Source organism: Devosia aurantiaca (genome assembly GCF_011058215.1).
GTDB lineage: Bacteria > Pseudomonadota > Alphaproteobacteria > Rhizobiales > Devosiaceae > Devosia > Devosia aurantiaca.
Window position 1 is genome coordinate 201,399 of record NZ_JAALFG010000003.1, and the last position, 22,546, is coordinate 223,944.

Here is a 22,546-nt window from a genome sequence, read left to right on the forward strand (position 1 = left end):
TCGATGAAATGATCCTAGCGATTCCCGCTTAAACGGGTCTGTGGCAATTGCATAAAATTTGAATCAAATCGCTGGCGATTGCGGCGCCCGGGGCAACGGCTTGTTTACGCTAAACGCCAAAACCTCGCCTGGAGGGAACCGAAAAGCCCGAGGCCGCGCCATCTTAAACCCTGTCTTAGCGGTTGGCGGACGAGGTTGATCCGACAAAAGACCCGGCCATCGAACCGGGCATCCAAGACCCAGAAAGGGTCGTCCGGAGCGTTCTTTCCGGGTTTAGGGCGTCGGTGTTGTGAGTTCATTTATGCGTAGTCTCAAGGTCTTCGGAGCGAGAAACGGACGCGACCCCGCCTTGGCCGGGGTCGGCAACCGGCCCGAGCTGCTGCGCCGCAAGACCATCGGCAACAATTCCCGCCTGCTGCTTGCTGCCGGAGTTCTGGCCGTCGGCCCCGCCCTTTATGCGCTCGTCACTGGTGCACCGCTGGCGCTGCTCGTCACCTCCATCGTGCTCGGTGGCGCGCTGACGGCGCTTGCCATGCACCAGCGTGGCCAATTCGATCATTCCGCCATGGCTCAGGTCGCAACGCTCATGGCAGCCGGCCTCGTTCTGACCATTGCCGATCCGCGATTCGCAGATGCCGGCCTCGCCATGGCCTTGTTGGGTCCTGTGCTCGCCGCCCTGGTCGCGCGCAGCAGCATGCGGCGGGTCAGCTGGCTTGCCTTGCTGCCGATCATTGCCATCGCGCTCGCGAGCACGCTTCTCGGCTTGCCGGCAAATCCGCTGCCCGATGCCCAGCTGCTGCCTGCTTCAGGGCTTGGCTTTGCCATTGCTTTTGCCGTGGTCGCCTATAGTGCGCACCATATCAACAGCGCCTTCGAGGTCCACGACAAGGCGCAGATCGATGCCTATCGGCACCTCATCGAACACGTCCAGGATGCGGTGCTGCGCTTTGCTGCCGACGGCCAGGTCATGTTGGCGTCGCGTTCGGCAGAGCCCCTCTTCGGCTGCGCGCGCTACCAGCTTTCCGGCAATTCGCTGGTTGAGCGCGTGCATGTTCTCGACCGCCCGGCATTCCTCACGGCCTTTTCCGATGCCAGCCAGCTTGGCCGCAGCCGTACGATCGAGGTGCGCATGCGCCAGGACGATCCGCGTGCCGGCTCGAGCGTTCCGCGCTTTATCTGGGTCGAGGCTCAGCTTGCCCCGATCCTCGATGAGACGGCGAGCGAAGAGGCGCACGAGGTCATTGCCCTTTTGCGCGACATCACCAGCCGCAAGGACACCGAGGCGGCCATGGCCGAAGCGCGCCGCGTTGCCGAAGATGCGTCGCAGGCCAAGTCGCGGTTCCTCGCGACCATCGGCCATGAATTGCGCACGCCGCTCAACGCCGTTGTCGGGTTCTCCGAGATGATGACCAGTGGCATTGGCGGCCAGCTTACCGGCACGCACAAGGAATATGCCGGGCTGATTCACCAGAGCGGCCGGCATCTGCTCGAGGTCGTCAGCATGCTGCTCGACATGTCGCGCATCGAGGCCGGCAAATTCGAAATCCAGGCGGAGCAGATCGCCCCGGCCGATATCGTGCCCGCATGCTTTGCCATGGTCGAAACCATGGCCCAGGCCCGCAGCGTTCGCCTCCTGTCCGAGATCGAGGCCGACCTGCCGATGCTGACCGCCGACGAACGCGTATGCAGGCAGATCCTCATTAATCTCCTCTCCAACGCCATCAAGTTCAGCCACGAGGGTGGGCAGGTGTCGGTCGCCGTCAAGCGCCAGGGTCAGTCGATCAGCCTTTCGGTGCGGGATCGCGGCATCGGCATGGCGCCGGCCGCGCTCGACCGAATCGGCGAACCCTTTTTCCAGGTGCAGGACGGCCTGACCCGCAAATACGAGGGGACCGGCCTTGGCCTTTCCATCGTCAAGGGCCTGGTCGAGCTGCATGGCGGCACGTTGCGCGCCATTTCCGAAGTGGGAACGGGGACAACCATCACAGTTCTTCTGCCCATAAACGGTCCGGCAACCAAAGCCAGCGAAACTGCCGAGATCGTTCCTCTTCACCGTGAGCCTTTGGCTGCCGCCTTACCTCTATGGCAAAAAGAAACAAGAAAAGCGCAATGACGGCTTCCACCCTGACACAGCTGCCGCTGATGGCTGGCAGCGCCCTGCTTGGCACCTTGAGCCGGGCGGGGCTCTGGACTTTCTCGCGCTATATGAAAGCGCCGATGGCCTCCACCGGCATCCTGGCGATGGTGACCATGACTGCCCTGGCCGGAAGCAACGCGCTTTATTTCCAGACCGCGGAACATCCGTCTCCGTTCTTCGCGCCTGCGCACCAAAGCCTTGCCGCCGCGCCGACGCCCGTGGCGGAGCGTCCTGAGCTCGCGGAGACAGTGCCGGCCCTGCCGCCGATCCCCGCGGCGACCGAGGTGGCTGCGCCGATGGTCACCAGCAACGAGACCACCGGAAGCGTGCCGCCGCCCATGCCGGACGGACCGGTGGGCAATGCCAAGATGTTCGAAGTGCAAAAGAAGCTCTTCGAGCTGCAGCTCTTCAGCGGAAAGGTCGACGGCTATTACGGCCCCAAGACCGCCGAGGCCATTCGCGCTTTCGAGCAGCGCAACGGCATGAAGCTGACCGGCTCGACCGATGCCGCGGTGCTTGAGGCAATCCTTTCTTCGGACGCTTCCGGCCGGGTTACGCAGCCGGTTGTTGCGCAGCCAGTCGTGGCTCAGCCGCAAGCGCAGGCCGCCCCGGCGCAAGTGCAGCCGCCGGCCCCTGTTGTGCAGCAGGCTGCCCTGGCCGTGGCGCCGACCGTGCCGGTCGCCGCCGAGCCGCAGCAGGATCAGCTCGTCGCGCGCGTGCCAGGTCTGACGCGGGCCGAAGAAGCATTCGACGGCGTGGCGCAGAGTGCCGCCAGCACGATCGATTCGATCATCGCCGCTGTCGATACGCCGCGGACGACGAATGTACAGCCCGTTGCCAACCCGCCTGTGCCGAAGGCGAGCCTGCCGGTCGTGCAGAGCCAGCAGCCAATGCCGGCCCCGATCGCGCCGAGCCCTGCGACACAGCAGGCGGCAGCGCCTGTGGCTCCAGCGGTTCGCGCCCCGGCCGCAGATCCGGTGCCCTATGTCGCTCCGGCCACCGACAGCGCCCTGGTGTCCCAAATCCAGCGCGGGCTTGCGAGTCTTGGCTTTTTCCGCGCACCGATCGACGGCAAGCCGGGCGCAGAAACGGCGCGCGCCATTCGCGAGTTCGAGAACTTTCACAGCTATCGCATGACCGGTCAGGTCAAGCCCGACCTGGTCGAGCTCTTGCTCAAGGCCGGCGCCACCATCTAGAACCGTCGCACGCGACCGATAGGGTTCTTAATGGCGACGCTGCGCAGCGACCTCTGGTGCATGGCCTTTGTGCGCCGGCACAATGACTTGGGCAATATGTGCGTCATTGCCCGGCGCGGCGATCCTATTGCCGGCCAGGTCTTTATCGAACTCGACCACCTCGATGGCACGCGCTCGCTGTTCACGCCCGCCCCCGTGGTAAGCCGGGGGAGGGGGCAGGGCTGGTGTTCCAGCGTCGGTTCAGTCGGGTGGAGCCGCAAAAAGCGCGATCGGATCGCCCAGGAGGCCGGGTTCGATCCCGACCTTTGGGTCATCAGCGTTGACCTGCGCGGTGACGATCCGGGGATCGAGCTGGCAAAAGCTTAGCTCGCGCGGCGGATGCCGATGCGGGCGAGGGCCTCAATGGCCTGATCGACGACCGGATTGTGCGCCGGAGCCATCTTTTCGGTGCGGCGGCTGGTCTGGGTAAAGGGCTGGTACTGCTGCTTGGAGAGTTCCAGGAGGTTCACTTCGCCGCGCCAGGCGCTCATCAGGTAAGCCATGGATTCGGGCGAAACGGCGCTGAAGAGGCCGGCGAAGTCGGCAAGATCCTTGGAGCGCTCGCCATCGTGGCTGGTGGCGTGGATCAATACCTTGAGCCCGTCATAGGCAGTTGCGCCGAAGGCACGCAGGATCACGAAGAGCGATGCGCCGGTGACGTCGTGGGCGATCTGCCCGCAACGCACTTCGTCAAGACCGGTGATCTGCGAGAGGAGCTTGGTGACCTCGGGACGGCGGTTCTCGGAAAAGAGCTTCATCAGCGCCTTGGTCAACTCGCCTGTGGCGACCGAAAGCTGCTCGATGGTGCGCGAGATCGGCGCAGCAGGGGTTTCGCGATTGGCGAAGGCCTCGATGACCTTGACGCGGTGGGCATCGGAAAGATCGAAGAATGCCGGTGCGAGGAGCGCGGCGTCGAAATCGTCGCGGCGGCCGAGGGCTTCGGCAACAAGGTGGTCCATCTGCGCCGAGCGCGCCAGGGCGCTAAGGTAGGCGCCGCGCGGCACGATATAGGTATTGCCGGCTAGGGCGCGGTAGACCTTGCGCGAATTCATCTGGAAGAGCTTGGCAAGGACGACGTTGGAGAGGTCGGCGCGGGTCGCGAGCGTGGCGCAGGCCGGGACGTCATAGCGCGCGATGATGTCGAGCATGGTCTGGTCGGACAACTCAGCAGCGTTTTCGAGGAAGGGGATCAGGTCTTCGCCGATATTATCGACGACGAGCTTTTCCAGCGTCGGCGACAGCACTTCGGCGCGGCCAAGCATGGCGGCACCCTTGGCGCGCGCCTGCGGACCGGCGGTGGGGAAGAGGCGATTGGCGAGCGTCTCAAACTGTTCCATTTCAGGAATGGTCGGCTTGCCACGCCGAGCATAAGCGTCGCAAGCGGCGATCAGCAGCGTATTGGTGCGATCGACCCCGCCGGTTTCGATCAGCAGCTGAAAGGTTTCGTAGGGCTGAAATCCAAGCATTCTGGCGGAACCGTCGACTCGTTATCTGCACCAAATTCGATGCCAGATCACTCTTGCCGTCAATTCGTTAGCAGACTGTTAACCTTGACGACATCTTAATGGCCATCAAGCGCGAGGGGCGTCGCGCACATCGTTTTTAGACCGCTGCCCCCACTAGGGACGGGGAGCATTCGTGGCTATGGAGGCCATTTTGGGTACGCTTCTACAATTTGACGGGCACAAGAAATCTGCGGAGGCCGGAGCATCATTTACCGGCGGGGCGCAGATCCTGATTTTTACCGGGGTGCGGTACGAACGCGGGGCGCCGCCACCACCGGCAGCGGGCGTTGCCGCCAAGGGACGCAAGCGCAAGCGTGTTTGACTTTTTAGCGCTTGGCCGGCCCGTTCTTGTTGCCCTGGCTCTTGCTACGCTGAGCGGCTGCGTCGCGCGGCCAGTGGGCGATTTTGGCCGGGCGCAGCCGAGCGTTCTGCATGACGCCATCATGCCCTATGCCGGCGACCAGCTGGCGCGCGTGCGCAAGGAGCCGGTTTCCGACTTCAACCAGACCGACCAGGAAGTGCTGATGCATGATCGCACCTGGCGGTTCCTGGTGGCGGCGCATGGCAAGGACTGGATGTTCGATAGCTCGGTCGAGCTGCAGCGCACCCGCATCGGGCGGGCGCGCGATTACCAGTTTTCGCGCGACCGCTATTACACCTGGCTCAGGACAACCGAATACCGGTCGTCGCCGACGCGCTATTCGACGGTGGGTCGCCACATCCTGGCCGATCTCGATACTTTGCCCGCCACCTTCCAGTCGATCTGCGCCGTGCTCGAAGTCGATTGGCAGCGTCGGATGGCGCTGGCAGAGATCGGCGGGCTCGAACAGGGCGTCGCCGACAATGTCGCGGCGCGGCGGGCGGAGAACCAATGGCATATCGACTGGTTTGTGCGAGCGCTGACCTATCGTTACGATAGCTACGATTATGCGCTCGACCACCTGCTGGTCGAAACGCCGCATGAGCAGTCGATCAGCGTCGACGAAAGCCTGCGGCAAATGCGGCCCTGGGTGGACCGAGCAAATCGCGGCGATTTTTGCTCCGGCGCGACGGCTGTGGGGACGGGCGGCGGTGTCACCATACCGTCACGCTATCAAACTATGCGCATCGACACCGAAGTGGTCGTGCAGAAATAGGCCGGCAGGGTGACGAGCGAAATCGAGGCGGAGCGGGGCACGCCGCTTGAAGTGTTCTGGGCCTTTCTGAAGCTCGGGCTCACGAGCTTTGGCGGCCCGATCGCCCATCTCGGCTACTTCCGCGACGAACTGGTGGTGCGGCGGCGCTGGATCGACGAAGCCGGCTATGCCGATCTTGTGGCGCTGTGCCAGTTCTTGCCGGGGCCTGCATCGAGCCAGGTCGGCTTTGCGCTTGGGCTGAGGCGCGCCGGACCGCTCGGCGCCCTCGCGGCCTGGACCGGTTTTACGCTGCCGTCGGCTTTGCTTCTCGTGCTTTTCGCCTATGGCGCGGCCGCCTTGGAGGGGCCTCTCGCGCAGGGTGTGTTGCATGGGCTGAAGCTTGTCGCGGTCGCGGTGGTGGCCCAAGCGGTGCTGGGCATGGCCCGGTCGCTGACGCCGGATCGGGAGCGCGCAGCGATTGCTGTACTGGCGGTGTTTCTTGTCGTGCTCGGGGGCGGAGCATTGGGGCAGCTGGGCGCCATCGTCTTTGGCATTGTTGCAGGTCTTGTCCTGTTGCGCCGGGACGAGGAGCCTAAGACAGATCAGCTGTTTTTCCCGATTTCGCCGAAAGCTGGCCTGGTTGCAGTGGTCCTGTTCGTGGTCCTGCTGGCCGGGCTTCCTTGGCTTGCAGGGGCGGGGCAGGGCGTGGCTCTGTTCGACGCCTTTTATCGAGCGGGATCGCTGGTGTTCGGCGGCGGCCATGTGGTCCTGCCGCTTCTTGAAGCGGAAACTGTTTTGCGCGGCTGGGTGTCGCCCGATGCGTTTCTCGCAGGCTATGGCGCCACGCAGGCGGTGCCCGGGCCTCTCTTTACCTTTGCCGCTTATCTAGGTGCGGTGAGCAATGGTTTGCCCGGAGCTGCAATCGCGCTGGTGGGCATTTTCCTGCCCGGGCTGCTGATCCTCGTGGCGGCGCTTCCGTTCTGGAACACGCTCCGCCGCTGGCCGGGGGCGCAGGCTGCGATGCGCGGCGCCAATGCGGCTGTGGTCGGCATTCTGGGCGTGGCGCTTTACGATCCGGTCTTTACCAGCGCCGTCCTGACGCCGCTCGATTTTGCCCTGGCTCTCGCTGGCTTTGTCGCCCTGGTGTCCTGGAAAGTGACGCCGTGGATCGTCGTGGTCGGCCTTGGCCTCGCAGGAGCCTTGATCGGCCTAATTTGACGGCCGCGGTCCGCAGGTAATTTGCGACAGTGCTTCCTCGAACCGGGGCCGCATGACTTCGTGCGGGGGCGAGAGGCGGAGCAGAACGAAAAGTTCGTTGCTGCTGGCTTCGACGACGAGCAAGCCTTCTTCGACATCGATCTGCTGCTGGGCCAGGAGCCGCGTCTGCGCGGCATTGAAGATGCCCATTTCAACCGTCTGGCCAATGCCGTCGCGATTGGTGGTCGAATAGGTGACGATGCCCGAAGTGTTGAAGAGGGCGACCGACCAAAAGGCGTCTGGAAGGGAACCGCTGAGATAGGCGGGACCTTCCGAAAGGTCGAGGCGGCAGAGGCCGTAGCTCAGCTCCGGGTCGAGATGCAAAGGATTGGGCTGGCCTTGGGCAATGGGCGGCAAAACCAGGACACGGTTTTTCGCATCGAGCGCTGCGACGCGGGTCCAGGTGGTTTCCTCCGCCAGCAGGGGCAGGGTGAGGATGGCCACGATGTGAATGACGCCGCCTAAAAGCACGCCACCGATCAGCCAAAGCAGCGTGCGGATCATGAGCAGCCCTCGCTGGTGATCGACGGCATGACTGTGTCTGAGGAGCTGAAGCCGAGAAGGGCTGTGGTGTCATAGAGCGTCATGACGAGACTGAACGGGCCGGTGCCGGTAAGCTCAAGCCAATTGAGCGGTCGCAATCGCGTGCCGACATGGATCAGCATGGCATTGTCGACCCGAACGATCTCGCTGGAGCGCATTGCGGCGTCCGTGCCGGGCGCCGAGAGGTTGGCCCAGGTGACCGGATCGATAGCCTCAAGGGTCCAGAACGTCGAGACCGGTACCCGGCCATCGAGGCGATAGGAGCAGCGAAGGTCGAGCGCCGCGCCATCGCTGTCCTGATTGGCGATAAAGGTCAGGCCTTCGCTTTGCCCAAGCTGCAGCGCTGCTTCGCGGGTGATGTGGCCGCGCGTGTAAGGATTGGGTTGTGGTGAACCGATGTCGGGCCAGGCCGTCCAGGGGCCAAGCTGCACGGCGCCGAAGAGGCGACCGTCGGTCAGGGCATAGTAGCTAAGGCCAAAGCCGACCACGAGGGCCACCGCGATCATCATCAGGAGGCGGAGGACGAAACGCACGGGGCTCAGCTTCTCGCGACTGGGAACATAGGGGCTGGACCGGCGAACATTCGGTTACCCATGGCTATACCAACGGCTTGGGCAGGGCGAAAGCGATTCTGGAAGGAGAAGAGGTTTGGTTGGGCAACGCTTGGGGGATTATCCCACCGACTAGGGGGCTGTAATAGGGACGCTTCTGCCGATCGAACCATTGGCTCCTGCCCTCCCTCCCCATCAAGGGCAGGGGAGGCGATGATCACTCAGGTCGCGCGCTTTTTATGATTGGTGAGGCTTGGCCTCAGAGCCCCGTCGTTGCCACAGGCGTCGCAGCGTCGGCGGTGTCGGTGACCGGGCGGGCATTTGCAAGCGTGGTTTCCAGGCGCCCGGCGAGGTCGAGGAGCTTGCGCGCTGCGGCGGGCTTGAGGCTGGGGGGCGCTGGACCACTTCTTCGACTTCTTCATCCGTTGCATCGGCGATGATGGTCTGCGGCATTTCGAAGTCGATGCCGAAGACCGGCTGCACCTCGATATTGGTGTGGGCATAGGCCATGAACTTCTGCCAGGCGATGGCCGGGAGCGAGCCGCCCGTGAGGTTGTTGGTGGGGCGGTAGTCATCATTGCCGAACCAGACGGCGGCGACGAAATTGCCGGTAAAGCCGCAGAACCAGGCGTCGCGATAGGAGGTCGTGGTGCCGCTCTTGCCCAGTGTCGGCACGCCCTCGATCTGCGCTCGGGTGCCGGTGCCGCCGGTGACCACGGCGCGGAACATCTGGTTCATATAGGCGACGGTTTGTTCGGAGAGGACGCGCTCCTTGGGTGCCTCGATATCATGCTCCCAGATGACCTGGTCGTTGAGCGTGGTAAGGCGCGTGATGCCATAGGCCGGGGTCTTGAGGCCATGGTTGGCAAAGACAGCGTAGGACGAGGTCATGTCGATGACCGACACCGAGGCCACGCCCAGCGCCAGCGAGCGGGTGACCGGGTATTCTGCGCGCAGGCCCATGCGGTGGCTCAGCGCAGCGATCGGGTCGCGACCGGTCTTGATGGAAAGGGTGACCGGGACGGTGTTGAGCGACTGGGCGAATGCGCTCTGAAGGCTCACCGTGCCCTTGTAGTTGCGGCCATAATTCTGCGGGCACCAGTCGCCGATGCAGACCGGGCGGTCGGTGATCGGATCGGAGGGCGTGAGGCCGAGCTGCTCGAAGGCCTCGGCATAAACGAAGGCTTTGTAGGCCGAGCCCGGCTGGCGGGTCGAGACGATGGCGCGGTTGAATTGCGACTTGGCATAATCGGTGCCGCCGACCATGGCGCGAATGGCGCCTTCGGTATCGGTCACGACCATCGAGCCTTGCTCGACGCGATACTGCTCGCCCTGTTCGCGAATGACCGAATTGATCGCTTCCTCGGCATAGCTCTGGAGCGTCGTATCGATCGTGGTGCGGACCTGGAAATTGTTGCCCGGTGCGTTATTAGCTTCGATCAGGAGCTTGGCTTCCTCGAAGGCATAATCGAGAAAGTAGTTGGGCGAATTGATATCGGCGGTGCGATCGATGGCGGAAGCCGGGTGCCGGCGGGCAGCGGTGACCTGGCCTTCGGTGAGGAAGCCCGAGGCGACAAGGTTGGTCAGAACGAGGTTGGCACGGCCACGGGCCGCCGCAAGATCGACATGCGGCGCGTAGTTGCCTGGAGCCTTGAAGAGGCCGGCGAGCATGGCCGCTTCAGCGAGGGAAATGTCCTGCACGCGCTTGCCGAAATAGTATTCGGAAGCGGCGGTGACGCCGAAATTGCCGCCCCATATAAGCGCGGTCGAAGTAAAGCTTGAGGATCTGGTCCTTGGAATAATGCCATTCGAGCCAGACGGCCAAGAAGGCCTCGACGATCTTGCGGTTGATGGTGCGTTCCGAGGAGAGAAAGAGGTTTTTCGCCAGCTGCTGGGTGATCGACGAACCGCCCTGCGTGCCGCGCTCGCCCTGGGCATTGGTGGCAACGGCACGTAACGTACCGACCACGTCGATGCCGAAGTGTTCGTAGAAGCGTCGATCCTCGGTCGCGAGGGTCGCTTTGATCAGATAATCCGGCATCTGGTCGAGGGCGACGCTGTCGTCGGAGCGGATGCCGCGTCGGCCGATCTCGGTGCCGTAGCGATCAAGGAAAACGACAGAGTAGTCCTCGGCCTTGTTGAAGGCGCCGCGGTCGATGATGTCGAAGGCAGGGAGGGCGAGGGCGACGACCAGCACAACGCCGATGGCGGCAAAGCTGAAGGCGTCGGATAAAATCTCGACGATCAGGCGCTTGATGCCGGAAACGTGAAACCGGGACATGAAATCCTGGTAGCGCGTATAGCCGCGGCCGGCGGTTTGCCAGAATTCATAGAGCGACGAATCGAGCCAGGCGTCGGCCGCCAGAATGCCGGCCGGCTTGCGCCGCTTTTCCTTGGTGTAGAACGGATCCTGCACGTCTTGCCCCAACCCTGTTCGACCAGCTGCAATGTTGCCCCGCAGCGGGATAGAGGACAACACAATCGCTGGAATATGATTGCGTTCCCGCCCCGGCAAGCGCAAACCGGCCACAACTTAATTCAGAACGGTTTCGGATGGCTTTCTGGGAAGAAAAAACCCTCGAACAAATGACGCAAGCAGAGTGGGAAGCGCTCTGCGACGGCTGCGGTCGCTGCTGTCTGATCAAGCTCGAGGATGAGGACACGGGGACGCTGATCACCTCGGACGTGCGCTGCCAGCTACTGGACGGCAATGGCTGCGGCTGCACGGATTATCCCAACCGGCAGGCCAAGGTGCCCGACTGCATCAAGCTCGATACGGTCAATGTGCGCACCATCCCCTGGATCCCGACGACCTGCGCCTATCGCCGCATGGCGGAGGGCAAGGGGCTGGCCTGGTGGCATCCGCTGGTTTCGGGCGATCCGCAGACGGTGGTGGATGTTGGCGTCTCGATCAAGGGGCGGACCTTTCTCGAGACCGAAGTCGATCCCGAGGAATGGGAAGCCCATGCCGTGGATTGGCCGGAATACGAGCCGCCCGACCATTTGTGAGGGGGTGGTTACCGGGCGTTAACCACTCCTGTGGCCTGATCGGCACTTAGCGAACGGCCCAGGATAGGCTAGATGAACTCCATCTCAAGCGGCAAGGACGGCTTCTGGGCCCGGGTGCGCGCGGCTTTGGGCCGTGGCGACGAGGGTACGGACGCGACCGGCCGCAAGATGCTGCCGCCACAGCGGATCGACGAAGAACTGCGCAAGGGCTGGAACGAGGCCGCCGAGCACAAGGTCTCGCTCTGCGTGCTGGCGCTCGAAATGGACCTTTATGCCGAGTATTTTGCCGCCTATGGCGCTGAGGCGGTCGAGGAAAGCCTGACCACCCTCGAGGCGGCGATCAACGCCGTGCTACCGCGCCATGGCGACCTTTGCGTACGCGGCGAACAGGCCGGCTTCGTGATCGTTTTGCCCGACATGCCGCGGCTGATGGCGCGCGAACTGACTTCGCGCATCGCAGTGGCAGTGCGTCGCCAGGGCCTCGCGCATCGGGGCAGCCATGCCGGGCACGTGACGCTCAGCATGGGCCTCTGCGTGGTCAATCCCCAAGGCCCGCTCGACCGCTCCGTCCTCAGCGGCGCCACCGAGGCGGTGGAAAAGGCGCAGCGCCGCGGCATCGGGCGGCTCGAAATCGTCGACTATCGCGGCATGGACGAAAAGCGCGCCAAAGCCGCCTGACGCCGGGTTGCCACTTTTGCCCTGAGCCCTTAAGAGGTCCGTCCCCATTTTTCGGACGGACCTCATGACCCTCGCCTGCGGCCTCGACTTCGGCACGTCCAATTCCACGCTCGGCCGTGTCGCGGCGGATGGACATCCGCTTCTCGTGGCGCTGGAAGGCGAGCACCAGACCATGCCCAGCGTGTTGTTCTTCGGCTTTGAGGACAACCGCACCTATTTCGGGCGCGCGGCGGTGGCCGAATATGTGACCGGCGCCGAGGGACGGCTGATGCGGTCGCTGAAAAGCGTGCTGGGAACGGCGCTGTTTGCCGACACGACGCGGATCAAGGGCCGTCGGCTGGGCTTCGGCGAAATCATCGGCATCTATGTCGCCGAGCTTAAGCGCCGCGCCGAGGCAAGGCTTGGCGCCGAACTAACGCAGGTGGTGATGGGCCGTCCGGTGCAGTTCGTCGACGATGACCCCGTGGCCGATCGGACCGCGCAGGATCAGCTCGAAGCGGCAGTGCGGGCGCAGGGCTTTGCCGAGATCGCGTTCCAGTTCGAGCCGATTGCGGCAGCGCTCGATTACGAGCGGCAGGTGAGCGGCGAAAAACTAGCGCTGATCGTCGACCTTGGCGGCGGCACATCGGACTTTTCGTTGGTGCGGGTGTCGCCCGACCGGGCCGGCAAGGCGGATCGCTCGGGCGATATCCTGGCGACGGCGGGCGTCCATATCGGCGGCACCGACTTCGATCGATTGCTGGCGATGAGCCGGGTCATGCCCGAACTGGGGCTGGGGTCGCGGACCAGGGACGGCAAGCGCCACCTGCCGGTCGCCCCATACTACGATCTGTCGACCTGGCACCGGATCAACCGGCTTTATGACGCGCAGGCCATCCGCGACCTGCGCTCCACCATGCGCGAGGCGGTGGAAACCGAGCGGGTCGAAACCATGGTGATGCTGGTGGAGGACCGGCTGGGGCACCGGCTGGTGGGGGCGGTCGAGGCGGCAAAGATCGACCTGTCGGACCGGGACAGGACGGCCTTCGCTTTCCCGGTGCGCGAGCGCGAGATTTCGACAGCGATTACGGTGGGCGAGTTGGGCGAGGCGCTCGAGCAATCGGTGCGGCGGTTGGAAACGACGATCGCCGAAACCTTGCAGCGGGCAGGGGTGGTGGCCGGCGATGTCGACAGCCTGATCCTGACAGGCGGTTCGACCCTGGTGCCGGCAGTCGCCGGGCGGCTGCAGGCAATGTTTAAGGGCGCCGAGGTGGTGCGGACCGACGTGCTGGGGAGCGTCGGGCTGGGGCTGGCAATCGAAGCGAGGCGCATCTTCGGCGACTGAGCATCTCCCCGGCCTTTTATGCGTTAGCGATGAAGGCAAGGGGGTTCGATGACATATTTGCAGTTCAAGTTGCGCCAGCTGTTGCAGCGCATGTGGTTCTTGCCGGCGGCGTTCTCGCTGCTCGCGGTGCTGACGGTGGTGATCGCCTATATTCTGGCGCGCTATGCGCCGGACGAACTGCCTTTCGTCCTGCCCAGCAATGCCGTGCAGACGATCCTTGAAATCCTGGCATCGAGCCTGCTGACGGTAGCGGTATTCGCGCTCTCGACCGTGGTCGGTGCCTTCTCGGCCGCATCGAGCGCGACGACGCCGCGCGCCGTGCCGCTGATCGCGGGGATCTGCGCGCCCAGACCTCGATCTCGGTCTTTATCGGCGCGTTTCTGTATTCGATCGTCGGCATTATCGGCCTGTCGGCGGGGCTCTACAACGATACTGGACGGGTCTTCCTGTTCATCATGACGCTGGGCGTTTTGGTGCTGGTCGTCGCGTCGCTGATCCGCTGGATCGGCCATATTTCGGTGATCGGGCGAGTGGGCCATACGATCGGGGTGGTCGAGGAAGCGACGCGCAAATCGCTCAAAACCATGAGCGAACACCCGCTGTTCGATTGCGGGCGGCTCGATGGCGAAGCGCAAGGGCAGCCATTGAGCGCCGAGCGGCCGGGTTATGTGCAGCACTGTGATGCCAACACCTTGCAAACATTGGCGGAAGAAAATGACCTGAAGGTCAGCGTCCTCGGACGGCCTGGCACTTATGCAACGCCTGTGCGCCCCCTGATGATGGTTGAGGGTTCCTTCGACGAGGATGTCGGCAAGGCATTGCTGGACTGCTTCGTCCTTGGCGAGCAGCGGGCTTATGACAGCGATCCCCGGTTTGGATTCATCGTGCTGGGCGAGATTGCCGACAAGGCGGTCTCACCCGGCATCAACGATCCAGGGACGGCGATCATCGTCATTGATACGGTGACGCGCCTGCTGCTGGAATGGCAGGACGAGCGCAAGAGCGGCGAGAACGACCGCGTGCTGGTCGCGCCGCTGGTGCCACGCGATGTGCTGGTGGACTTCTACCGGCCGCTGGCGCGGGACGGGGCAGGGATCATCGAAGTGGTGTCGCGAGTGCTCAAGAGCCTCGAGACCGTGGCTGCGACGAAGCCGACTTTTGCCGCGGCGGCGCGGGAAATGGCGCAGGATGTGGTGGCGCGGGCGGAGGCGGCGATGACGGCGGAGAGCGATTTGCGGGGATTTGAGGGTTGTGGCGGGGTGGGTTGGAGCCAAGGATTAGCTTAGGCTTAGAGACCCCCACCCGGCCTCCCTCTTCAGGAGGGGGAGGAGCTGCATTGTGCCTAAACCCAGATAGGTGTTCTCACCGGGGACGATCTCCCTCAAAGCGGACTGTTCACATCGGACCTTCTTTGATCCGAACCATCAGTTTTGACCCTCCCTCCCCTTGAGGGGGAGGGTAGCGAAGCTTGGCCGGCAGGCCTTAGAGAAGCTGAGTGGGGTGAGGCAAAACACACAAGCTGGAAGGCGCGGCCCCACCCCACCCTCATTCCCTCCCCCTCAAGGGGAGGGAGGCGATGAACAATCCCATCGCGCAAGTATCCTGAACAGTGCCATTTAGGAGGAGGAGTCTGGCTGGTGCTAGCCCGCTGACTTACAACATCTACTGACGGACTCCTCCCCCGTCTTCCGGGGAGGCGGGGTGGGGGCGTTCGATAATGGTGTTCTTGGCACGGCCCGACACCCCCTCCCTGGCTCTGCTACGGCCTAGTGGCCTAGCGGCGCCACCCTCCCCTCAAGGGGGGAGGGTAAGGGAGTGCCGATATTCCGGCGCTAAACTTATCCCACTTATCCTCGCGTCACGGCCTTGGGCTATAGTTCAGGCATAGTCGAAGAGTTGGGTCAGGAAGCCGAGCGGATGTCTTGCCAGCGTTGGTTGCGCAGGGCGGAGGGGTCGGCGAGGGCGCAGTCGAAGCGACCTTTGATGAAGGCGTTGAAAAAGCCGGTGCGGGACGAGGCATCGCGCAGGGCTTCGAACATGTGTTCGGGCACACCAAAATATTTGTAGCGGCGGAAATTCGGGCCGAACCAGATCGAGAGTTCCTCGAGGTCTGGCTTGTAATGGATCTTGCGGATTCCTGCGGACATCGGGGTTCTCCCATGTGACTCCGCAAAGACGAATCCCGCTCGATTCCAGCCCGTTCCGGCCGCGGGATTCACATATGAGTCAACGACATGGCAGCGGGGGACGTCCGGTAGGGGCATGGCAATGGACAATGACGATCCCGAACTCGACCGCAACGGGGCGCCGGTAGCGTGGGACGAGGTCCGGCGGGACTATGAAGGTGGGCAGCTGACCTGCAACGGCATCGCGCATCGCTACAAGTTGAAACGCGACCAACTCGATAAGCGAGCAAAGGCCAACAAATGGCTTCGGCCCGGAAGCGATGAAGACATCGACCGCCGCCTGCTGATCAAGAAAGCTTTGGGTCTGCTGGAGCGGCAGATGGATGTGCTGGAGATGGGAATGAGCAATGGGAACGCCGCCGAGAGCAAGGTCTTGAGCGATCTGATACGAGACATCGACAAGCTCATCGCAATCGAGCGTATTGAAGCGCGGCAAGAGAGCCCGCTCAAAAATCGCGGTGAGATTTCAGAGCTGCGTCGAAAACTCGAAGCACGCATCAATGCGATCACCAAGGGGCAGGCATGACGCATGGTCACGCTGCGGTCCAACCTCCTTCGCGACTTCGGGCTGCTTCCGGAGGGTGAACTCAAGGACATCATGTTCAACTGGCCACTCTGGGCCATGCCGCACCAACTGCCGCCCAAGGGCGACTGGACCACATGGCTGTTGCTTGGTGGTCGCGGCGCAGGAAAAACCCGGGCGGGTGCGGAATGGGTGCGGTCGCTTGCAGAACAGGGCATCGGGCCGATCGCCCTGGTTGGCGAAACGATGACTGAAGCGGAAGCGGTGATGGTCAAGGGCGACAGCGGTGTGCTGCGCGTATGTCCGCCCTGGTTTCAACCCAAGCTTACGCAAAACGTGCTGACCTGGCCCAACGGGGTCGAAGCGCATCTGCTTCCAGCGTCGGATCCGGAGCGATTTCGTGGACCCCAGTTTGCGGCAGCCTGGTGCGATGAGGCGGCAAAATGGAGTAAGGCTGAAGAAGCGTTCGACATGCTGCAGTTTGGCCTGCGCCTGGGCGAATGGCCGCGGCAGCTGGTGACGACGACGCCGAAGCCGACGGCCCTGATCAAGCGCCTGCTCCAAGATGACAGATGCGTTTCGACGCGGGCGGCGACCAAGGTCAACCCGCACCTCGCCAATGCCTTTTTCGATGCGGTCGTGTCGCGCTATCGCGGCACGACGCTTGGCCGGCAGGAACTCGATGGCGAGCTGATCGAGGATCGCGAGGATGCGTTGTGGCAGCGCGCGATGTTTCGGCACGGTAGCGAGGGGGCGGACGGACGGGTTGTGGTGGCGGTGGATCCGGCAGTGACCGGCACATCGCGCTCCGATGCCTGTGGCATCGTCGTGGCGGGGCGGAGCGGGGAGGGCGCCGTGGTGCTGGAGGATGCGACGCTGCGCGGCGTGCAACCCACGGTTTGGGCCAAGCGCGCGGTGGCGGCGTTTCATGCTCATGAGGCAGACTGTATCGTGGTCGAGGTCAACCAGGGCGGCGATCTGGTCAAGCAGATGCTGCATGGGGAAGACCCAAGCGTGCCGGTGCGCGAGGCGCGGGCGACGCGCGGCAAATGGGTGCGCGCCGAGCCGGTGGCGGCGCTTTATGCAAGGGGCCTGGTGCGCCATGTCGAGGGGCTGACGGCGCTCGAAGACGAACTTTGCGCCTTTGGACCGGATGGCAAGGCGGACGGGCATTCGCCGGACCGGGTGGATGCGCTGGTCTGGGCGCTGACCGAGCTGGTGCTGAACGAGAGACGGCCGCGCATCCGCGGACTTTAGCGCCATTGTAGAAGAGTAGAATCTATTGTTACAAGGCGTTTACGCTGTTTCAAATGTGAGCCGCCAATGTCGATGGACGAGTACTCGTATGGATATTACCAGACCTTGCGATTAGAGGCTCGGTCAGTGGTAGTATCGGCTTTTAATAGGAAGGTGCGATCCTCCCAACACAATGCCACCTGGTCCGGGATGGCGCTAGCATCCATGGACAATGAAGCAGTGGAGTATGCTCGCATAAATTGGCCAAAGTTTTACAATGGAGAAACTCGTCAAGCTCTGCCTCACACAGTTGGGAAAAGCTCTACATGAGCTATATGCGAATTCCAGCTCATTTTAATATAGCGGTTTGGCAGACAGTTGAGGATCGAAAGGTCTTGCGCGGATTGGCTTTGGCGCGTCCATCTCACGCGAAATCGCACATCTCCGTTAACTGGCTTGAAAGAAGTTACTAGGAACCTGATTTCAAGGGAGGCGTTTTGTTGCCGATCTTGGCTTCAGTTGAGCATTATGCAAAGCTGTTAGGATGTGAACGTGTGTTGATTAAGAATGCAGTTGACCCTAATGCGTTCGCAACATATGGCTACGCGCCTTTTGACGATGCCCCCAAGGGGGCGGATTACCTCAGTAAGGAACTGTGAAATGGACAACTACGAAACGACCGGAGCGACCGTTGAACTCGGTGACGCAATGAAGGCTGGGTTCGAGGCTGCCATGGCACGCATTAAGGCCTTGGGCTTGGATCCACAAGCAAATTTAGTGGAAAGTATCGGGCAGGTAGATTGGGACAGCTGGGATGCTAGTAACGAAAACCCAAACGTCTTAGACTCTGATGGTCTAGATGGACTATACGAGGATGACATCTTGCCAGTCGCTGCGTAAATCCAAGGTTATCGATTCTTAAGGCCCGCTTACTGCGGGCCTTTTTTATTCCTCCTCATGAGTAATGCGATGCTGAACTGGATGAACCGCCTTTTGGGCGGGCGATCGAACACGCCGCGTGAAAGCAAGGCTTTTGCGGGCCACACCATGCTGACCCTGAGCCAGCTGGGGCCGGCGCAATGGAGCGGGCGCGGCTATGCCAGCCTCGTCAACCAGGGGTTCATGCGCAATCCGGTGGTTTATCGGTGCATCAGGCTAATTGCCGAGGCGGCCAACCGGGTGCCGCTCACCGTCGTGGCGGACGGGCAAAAGGTGGCCGATCACCCTTTGGCAGAGTTGCTGGCGCGGCCCAACGGCCGGCAGTCCGGCGCGGAACTGCTGGAAGCGGTTTATGCCTATCTGCAGACGGCGGGAAACGCGTATCTCCAGGCCGGGATCGTCGATGGTGCGGTGCGCACCCTTTTCGTGCTGCGGCCGGATCGAATGAGCGTGGTGGCGGGGCGCGACGGCTGGCCGGTGGCCTATGACTATAAGGCCGGGGGCAGGACGACGCGGATCTCGCAGGAGCCGCTGCCGGTGCCGGGCGTCTTACACCTGGCGCTGTTCCACCCGATGGACGACCACTATGGCATGGCGCCGCTCGACGCCGCGCAGACCAGCCTCGATATCCACAATGCCTCGGCGCAGTGGAACAAGGCGCTGCTCGACAATGCGGCGCGGCCGAGCGGGGCGCTGGTTTATTCGGCGGCGGGGGAAACCTCACCGAAGACCAGTTCAGCCGGCTCAAGGGCGAGCTGGAGGAGCAGTTTTCGGGGGCGGCGAATGCGGGCCGGCCGATGGTTCTCGATGGCGGGCTGGACTGGAAGGCCATCGCCATGAGCCCGCGCGAGATGGACTTCATCGAGGCCCGGCACGCGGCGGCGCGCGACATTGCACTGGCCTTTGGCGTGCCGCCCATGCTGCTCGGCATCCCCGGCGACAACACCTACGCCAACCTCGCCGAAGCCAATCGGGCACTCTGGCGCCAAACCCTGGTGCCGCTCGTGGTGCGTGTGGCGGAGGAACTGAGCGGCTGGTTGGGGCCCGCGTTTGATGGGGCTGAGGTGGTACCTGATTTCGACGGGGTCGAGGCACTGGCCGACGACAAGGCGAGCTTGTGGGCACGGGTGAGCGCGGCGGAGTTTTTGACGGACGCTGAGAAGCGGGCGCTGGTGGGGCTCAAATGACCGACTTGACCAAGACCATCATCGAGCGCGGCGACTTGGCGCATTTGGCGCTGTTTATGTGGGCGAGCGGGGCGAGTGCGCTCCTGGTGTGGAGTCTCAAGGAAATGGCGCAGGTGAACCGGCACTTCAACGACTTCGTGCGCGAGATTGCCGCGTTGAATCAGCTGTTCCGGAAGGAGGACTAAGACCATGGCCGAAAAGGGAAATCGCGAAGCGGCGCAGCAGACGTTTAAGCAGTTTGCGTGGAACCTGGCAGGGACGATCGCCGACCAGAAGCGGGGCGCGGCCAAAGGGCAGACGCGGCGCGGGTCGGCCGGGGGCAAGCGCTGATGGGGGCGATCCCGATCGATGGCGACGGGCGCTTTTCGGGCTATGCCAGCGTCTTTAACCGGCTCGACGGCGGCGGCGACGTGGTGTTGCCGGGCGCGTTCAGCAAGAGCCTCAGCCGAAAGCGCGGGCGCATCCGGCTCTTGTTCCAGCACGATCCCAAGGAGCCGGTGGGCATATGGGAAAGCCTGGGTGAGGACAGCCACGGCCTCTTCGTTTCCGGGCAACTGACCGGCGGCGTGCCGCGGGCGGAAGCGCTGCGGCGGCTGATCGAGGCGCGGGCGCTCGATGGGCTTTCGATCGGCTTTCGCACGGTCAAGGCCAGCCGCGAGCCGGGGACAGGCCATCGCCTGCTTCATGAGATCGACCTTTACGAAGTGTCGATCGTGACCTTTCCGATGATGGAGGACGCGCGCATCGCCGCCCCCTCACGGCCGGCGCGGCGATTGCCGCCGCCACACGACAAATCCGCAACCGATAGGGGAAACCGATGATGGATCGGATCGACGACGGCCTTGAAATCAAGGCCGGCGCAGGGGGCGATATTGCCCAGCTGTTCAGCGAATTTTCGACCGCGTTCGAGGAATTCAAGCGCACCAACGACCAGCGCCTGGGCGAGATCGAAAAGCGCGGCACCGCCGATGGCCTGCTGGAAGGCAAGCTCGACCGGCTAAACCGCGTGCTCGACGGGCACAAGGCGGCGCTGGACCGCGCGCAGGCCGAGCGGGGCCGCCCGGCAATCGAGGGCAAGGGCGTGGGCCTGCCGGATGGCGAATATAAGGAAGCGTTCTCTTCTTATGTGAAGCGCGGTGAGGAAAAGGCGCTGCAGACTGGCGTCGCGGCCGATGGCGGTTACGTCGTGCCGGCCGAGGTCGAGGGCGAGATCACGCGGCTGATGACGCATCTGTCGCCGATCCGCGCCATTGCTGGCGTGCGACAGGTGTCGGGCGCGGTCTATAAGCGTCCGATCACCGTCTCGGGTCCGCAGACCGGCTGGGTGGGGGAGACGGCGAGCCGTCCCACAACCAGTTCGCCGACGCTGGCGGAGCTGAGCTACCCGACCACCGAACTTTATGCCATGCCGGCGGCGACCACGGCGTTTCTCGACGACGCCGCGGTGGACGTGGGGCAGTGGATTGCCGACGAGGTCAATGCAGCCTTTGCGGCGCAGGAAACCACGGCTTTCGTCTCCGGCGACGGGGTCAACAAGCCCGAGGGCTTCCTTCATGCCGAAACGGTGGCGGAGGCCAGCTGGGCCTGGGGCAAGCTGGGGTATCTGGCCACCGGCCAGTCCGGCGCGCTGCCGACGAGCAACGCTTCCGACATCCTGATCGACCTCGTTTATGCGCTCAAGGCCGGCTATCGCCAGAATGCCAGCTGGGTGATGAATCGCAAGACGCAAGGCGCGCTGCGCAAGCTCAAGGATGCGGACGGCAACTATCTTTGGCAGCCGGCAGCGGCGGCCGATGGCAAGGCCAGCTTCATGGGCTTTCCGCTGGTCGAGGCCGAGGACATGCCCAACATCGCGGCCAATTCGTTCTCGGTGGCCTTCGGTGACTTCAAGCGGGGTTATCTGATCGTGGATCGCCAGGGCGTGAGCGTCTTGCGCGATCCGTTCTCCAGCAAGCCGTATGTGCTGTTCTACACGACCAAGCGCGTGGGTGGCGGCATCGCGGACTACGACGCGATCAAGCTCCTCAAGTTCGGCGTGAGCTGAGCTCTCGTAAGCCCCTCCCCCTTGTGGGGAGTGGTTGGGGTGGGGGTGCCGGCAGTTCTGCAGGCACTGAGTTCGCTGCTCTTACGACACCCCCACCCTTGATCCCTTCCCACAAGGGGAGGGAGACGACTGCACTGCCCGCGCATAACAATCCAAGGATCAAAAAACATGACGTCCTATCTCCTGGCGGGGCCCGCTGCGGAGCCGGTTTCGCTTGCAGAGGCGAAGCTGTTCTTGAAGGTCGATGATGCGGCCGAGGATGGCCTGATCACCACGCTGATCGGCGCGGCGCGGCTGCATGTGGAAGGCGTGACGGGGCAGGCAATGATGCCGCAGACCTGGCGCGTGGTATTGGACGATTGGCCGGCCAATGGCGTGGTCAAGCTGCCGGTGGCGCCGCTGCAATCGGTGACGGCGATCACGGCGACCGATGACAATGGCGGCAGCCACGATATCGCGCTTGGCCAGTTCGGCTCGGAACGGGACCGCTTGCTGGTACCCCGCGTGGTTGTCGGCATGCCGCTTCTGCAGGAGAGGGGTGGCATCGAGATCGACTATGTCGCGGGTCTGGCGACGGCGCCGCATGAAGTGCCGGCCGATCTGCGCCAGGCCGTGCTGGCGCTGGTGGCGCATTGGCACGAGCACCGCGATGCGGTGATCATTGCCGGGTCCGGCGCGGTGGTGCCGAGCGGTTTCGACCGCCTCGTCAGCCGGCACAAGCGGGTGCGGCTATGAGCGGGGACAAGGTGCCGCCGATCGGCACGCTGACCGATCGGGTGCAGCTCAAACGCCGCGAAAGCCTGGGCGATGGCGGCGGCGGGCACCGGCGCATTTATGTTCCGCTGAATTCAGTTTGGGCGCGCGTGCGCAGCCTAGCTGGGCGGCAGGGCACCAATGCCGACGGGCAGGCGGTGGCGGTGTCGCACAGCGTGGTGATGCGCTTTCGCAGCGATATTTCGGCCGGCGACCGCATCGTTTATCGCGGGCGCAACCTCGATGTGGTGAGCGCAGCCGACCTTAATGGGCGGCGGGCATATCTGAGCTGCGCCTGCAGCGAAACCAGCTTTACGGGGTAGG

General features: G+C 63.4%; 25 protein-coding genes and 2 pseudogenes. 21 read left to right on the forward strand and 6 right to left on the reverse strand.

Annotation, left to right across the window (positions count from 1 at the left end; translation table 11 throughout):
* Nucleotides 1-301 precede the first annotated feature (301 nt).
* The 3 genes from G5575_RS14295 to G5575_RS14305 are packed head-to-tail and all read left to right on the forward strand — an operon-like array spanning nucleotide 302 to nucleotide 3,699.
* Complete coding sequence (locus tag G5575_RS14295) at nucleotides 302-2,113, forward strand: sensor histidine kinase (RefSeq protein ID WP_164534920.1); 1,812 nt, start codon at nucleotides 302-304, stop codon at nucleotides 2,111-2,113.
* Nucleotides 2,110-3,333, forward strand: a complete 1,224-nt coding sequence (locus G5575_RS14300; protein ID WP_164534921.1) for a peptidoglycan-binding domain-containing protein — start codon at nucleotides 2,110-2,112, stop codon at nucleotides 3,331-3,333. Before G5575_RS14295 ends, G5575_RS14300 begins: the two co-directional genes overlap by 4 nt.
* Nucleotides 3,334-3,363: 30 nt before the next feature.
* Nucleotides 3,364-3,699: a DUF1491 family protein gene (locus G5575_RS14305; RefSeq protein ID WP_164534922.1), complete on the forward strand. Its 336-nt coding sequence runs from the start codon at nucleotides 3,364-3,366 to the stop codon at nucleotides 3,697-3,699.
* Here G5575_RS14305 and G5575_RS14310 read toward each other — a convergent pair.
* Nucleotides 3,696-4,838 carry a DUF2336 domain-containing protein gene (locus G5575_RS14310; RefSeq protein ID WP_164534923.1) on the reverse strand — a complete coding sequence of 381 codons (1,143 nt, stop codon included), beginning with the start codon at nucleotides 4,836-4,838 and terminating at the stop codon, nucleotides 3,696-3,698. The genes G5575_RS14305 and G5575_RS14310 overlap by 4 nt on opposite strands.
* 172 nt (nucleotides 4,839-5,010) lie before the next feature.
* On the opposite strand from G5575_RS14310, the gene G5575_RS14315 reads away from it, so the two are divergent.
* The 3 genes from G5575_RS14315 to chrA are packed head-to-tail and all read left to right on the forward strand — an operon-like array spanning nucleotide 5,011 to nucleotide 7,210.
* Complete coding sequence (locus tag G5575_RS14315; protein ID WP_164534924.1) at nucleotides 5,011-5,199, forward strand: hypothetical protein; 189 nt, start codon at nucleotides 5,011-5,013, stop codon at nucleotides 5,197-5,199.
* Nucleotides 5,192-6,013, forward strand: a complete 822-nt coding sequence (locus G5575_RS14320) for a hypothetical protein (protein WP_164534925.1) — start codon at nucleotides 5,192-5,194, stop codon at nucleotides 6,011-6,013. Before G5575_RS14315 ends, G5575_RS14320 begins: the two co-directional genes overlap by 8 nt.
* 9 nt (nucleotides 6,014-6,022) lie before the next feature.
* Complete coding sequence (gene chrA / locus G5575_RS14325) at nucleotides 6,023-7,210, forward strand: chromate efflux transporter (RefSeq protein ID WP_164534926.1); 1,188 nt, start codon at nucleotides 6,023-6,025, stop codon at nucleotides 7,208-7,210.
* Here chrA and G5575_RS14330 read toward each other — a convergent pair.
* From G5575_RS14330 to G5575_RS21220, 4 genes and pseudogenes are all read right to left on the reverse strand, one after another.
* Nucleotides 7,202-7,753: a DUF1254 domain-containing protein gene (locus G5575_RS14330; RefSeq protein ID WP_164534927.1), complete on the reverse strand. Its 552-nt coding sequence runs from the start codon at nucleotides 7,751-7,753 to the stop codon at nucleotides 7,202-7,204. The two genes, chrA and G5575_RS14330, sit on opposite strands and share 9 nt — an antisense overlap.
* On the reverse strand, nucleotides 7,750-8,325 hold the full coding sequence (locus G5575_RS14335) for a DUF1214 domain-containing protein (RefSeq protein WP_164534928.1): 576 nt from the start codon (nucleotides 8,323-8,325) through the stop codon (nucleotides 7,750-7,752). Before G5575_RS14335 ends, G5575_RS14330 begins: the two co-directional genes overlap by 4 nt.
* A gap of 255 nt (nucleotides 8,326-8,580) precedes the next feature.
* Nucleotides 8,581-9,645 (reverse strand): transglycosylase domain-containing protein, encoded by a 1,065-nt coding sequence (locus tag G5575_RS14340; protein ID WP_407924867.1) that lies wholly within the window; start codon nucleotides 9,643-9,645, stop codon nucleotides 8,581-8,583.
* Nucleotides 9,646-9,978: 333 nt separating this feature from the next.
* Nucleotides 9,979-10,624: pseudogene (locus tag G5575_RS21220) on the reverse strand (transglycosylase domain-containing protein); the annotation flags it as partial.
* A gap of 272 nt (nucleotides 10,625-10,896) precedes the next feature.
* On the opposite strand from G5575_RS21220, the gene G5575_RS14350 reads away from it, so the two are divergent.
* From G5575_RS14350 to G5575_RS14370, 5 genes are all read left to right on the forward strand, one after another.
* A complete protein-coding gene (locus tag G5575_RS14350) occupies nucleotides 10,897-11,352 on the forward strand; it encodes a YcgN family cysteine cluster protein (RefSeq protein WP_164534931.1) in 456 nt (151 codons plus the stop codon).
* A 72-nt stretch (nucleotides 11,353-11,424) separates the two neighbouring features.
* Nucleotides 11,425-12,030: a diguanylate cyclase domain-containing protein gene (locus G5575_RS14355; RefSeq protein WP_164534932.1), complete on the forward strand. Its 606-nt coding sequence runs from the start codon at nucleotides 11,425-11,427 to the stop codon at nucleotides 12,028-12,030.
* A 64-nt stretch (nucleotides 12,031-12,094) separates the two neighbouring features.
* Entirely contained in the window at nucleotides 12,095-13,354 is a 1,260-nt protein-coding gene (locus tag G5575_RS14360) for an Hsp70 family protein (RefSeq protein WP_164534933.1), read from the forward strand.
* 48 nt (nucleotides 13,355-13,402) lie between these two features.
* Complete coding sequence (locus G5575_RS21225; protein WP_164534934.1) at nucleotides 13,403-13,813, forward strand: DUF2254 family protein; 411 nt, start codon at nucleotides 13,403-13,405, stop codon at nucleotides 13,811-13,813.
* Nucleotides 13,756-14,640 (forward strand): DUF2254 domain-containing protein, encoded by an 885-nt coding sequence (locus G5575_RS14370; RefSeq protein ID WP_407924868.1) that lies wholly within the window; start codon nucleotides 13,756-13,758, stop codon nucleotides 14,638-14,640. Before G5575_RS21225 ends, G5575_RS14370 begins: the two co-directional genes overlap by 58 nt.
* Nucleotides 14,641-15,255: 615 nt before the next feature.
* Here the strand turns inward: G5575_RS14370 and G5575_RS14375 are convergent.
* Nucleotides 15,256-15,501, reverse strand: a complete 246-nt coding sequence (locus G5575_RS14375; protein WP_164534935.1) for a KTSC domain-containing protein — start codon at nucleotides 15,499-15,501, stop codon at nucleotides 15,256-15,258.
* Nucleotides 15,502-15,622: 121 nt separating this feature from the next.
* On the opposite strand from G5575_RS14375, the gene G5575_RS14380 reads away from it, so the two are divergent.
* From G5575_RS14380 to G5575_RS14425, 10 genes and pseudogenes are all read left to right on the forward strand, one after another.
* Nucleotides 15,623-16,066: a hypothetical protein gene (locus G5575_RS14380; RefSeq protein ID WP_164534936.1), complete on the forward strand. Its 444-nt coding sequence runs from the start codon at nucleotides 15,623-15,625 to the stop codon at nucleotides 16,064-16,066.
* Between the two features lie 3 nt (nucleotides 16,067-16,069).
* Nucleotides 16,070-17,320 (forward strand): DNA-packaging protein, encoded by a 1,251-nt coding sequence (locus G5575_RS14385; RefSeq protein WP_164534937.1) that lies wholly within the window; start codon nucleotides 16,070-16,072, stop codon nucleotides 17,318-17,320.
* Nucleotides 17,321-17,959: 639 nt separating this feature from the next.
* Nucleotides 17,960-18,199 carry a hypothetical protein gene (locus G5575_RS14390; RefSeq protein ID WP_164534938.1) on the forward strand — a complete coding sequence of 80 codons (240 nt, stop codon included), beginning with the start codon at nucleotides 17,960-17,962 and terminating at the stop codon, nucleotides 18,197-18,199.
* 222 nt (nucleotides 18,200-18,421) lie between these two features.
* Nucleotides 18,422-19,425: pseudogene (locus G5575_RS14395) on the forward strand (phage portal protein).
* Entirely contained in the window at nucleotides 19,422-19,610 is a 189-nt protein-coding gene (locus G5575_RS14400; protein WP_164534939.1) for a hypothetical protein, read from the forward strand. Before G5575_RS14395 ends, G5575_RS14400 begins: the two are co-directional and overlap by 4 nt.
* A 4-nt stretch (nucleotides 19,611-19,614) precedes the next feature.
* The gene (locus tag G5575_RS14405) at nucleotides 19,615-19,755 is read left to right on the forward strand and encodes a hypothetical protein (RefSeq protein ID WP_164534940.1); all 141 of its coding nucleotides are present in this window, start codon (nucleotides 19,615-19,617) and stop codon (nucleotides 19,753-19,755) included.
* Entirely contained in the window at nucleotides 19,755-20,246 is a 492-nt protein-coding gene (locus G5575_RS14410; protein ID WP_164534941.1) for an HK97 family phage prohead protease, read from the forward strand. The genes G5575_RS14405 and G5575_RS14410 overlap by 1 nt, the downstream gene beginning before the upstream one ends.
* On the forward strand, nucleotides 20,243-21,469 hold the full coding sequence (locus G5575_RS14415; protein WP_164534942.1) for a phage major capsid protein: 1,227 nt from the start codon (nucleotides 20,243-20,245) through the stop codon (nucleotides 21,467-21,469). The genes G5575_RS14410 and G5575_RS14415 overlap by 4 nt, the downstream gene beginning before the upstream one ends.
* Before the next feature lie 168 nt (nucleotides 21,470-21,637).
* Nucleotides 21,638-22,204: a head-tail connector protein gene (locus G5575_RS14420; RefSeq protein ID WP_164534943.1), complete on the forward strand. Its 567-nt coding sequence runs from the start codon at nucleotides 21,638-21,640 to the stop codon at nucleotides 22,202-22,204.
* Nucleotides 22,201-22,545, forward strand: a complete 345-nt coding sequence (locus G5575_RS14425) for a phage head closure protein (protein ID WP_164534944.1) — start codon at nucleotides 22,201-22,203, stop codon at nucleotides 22,543-22,545. The genes G5575_RS14420 and G5575_RS14425 overlap by 4 nt, the downstream gene beginning before the upstream one ends.
* The last annotated feature ends 1 nt before the right edge of the window (nucleotide 22,546 follow it).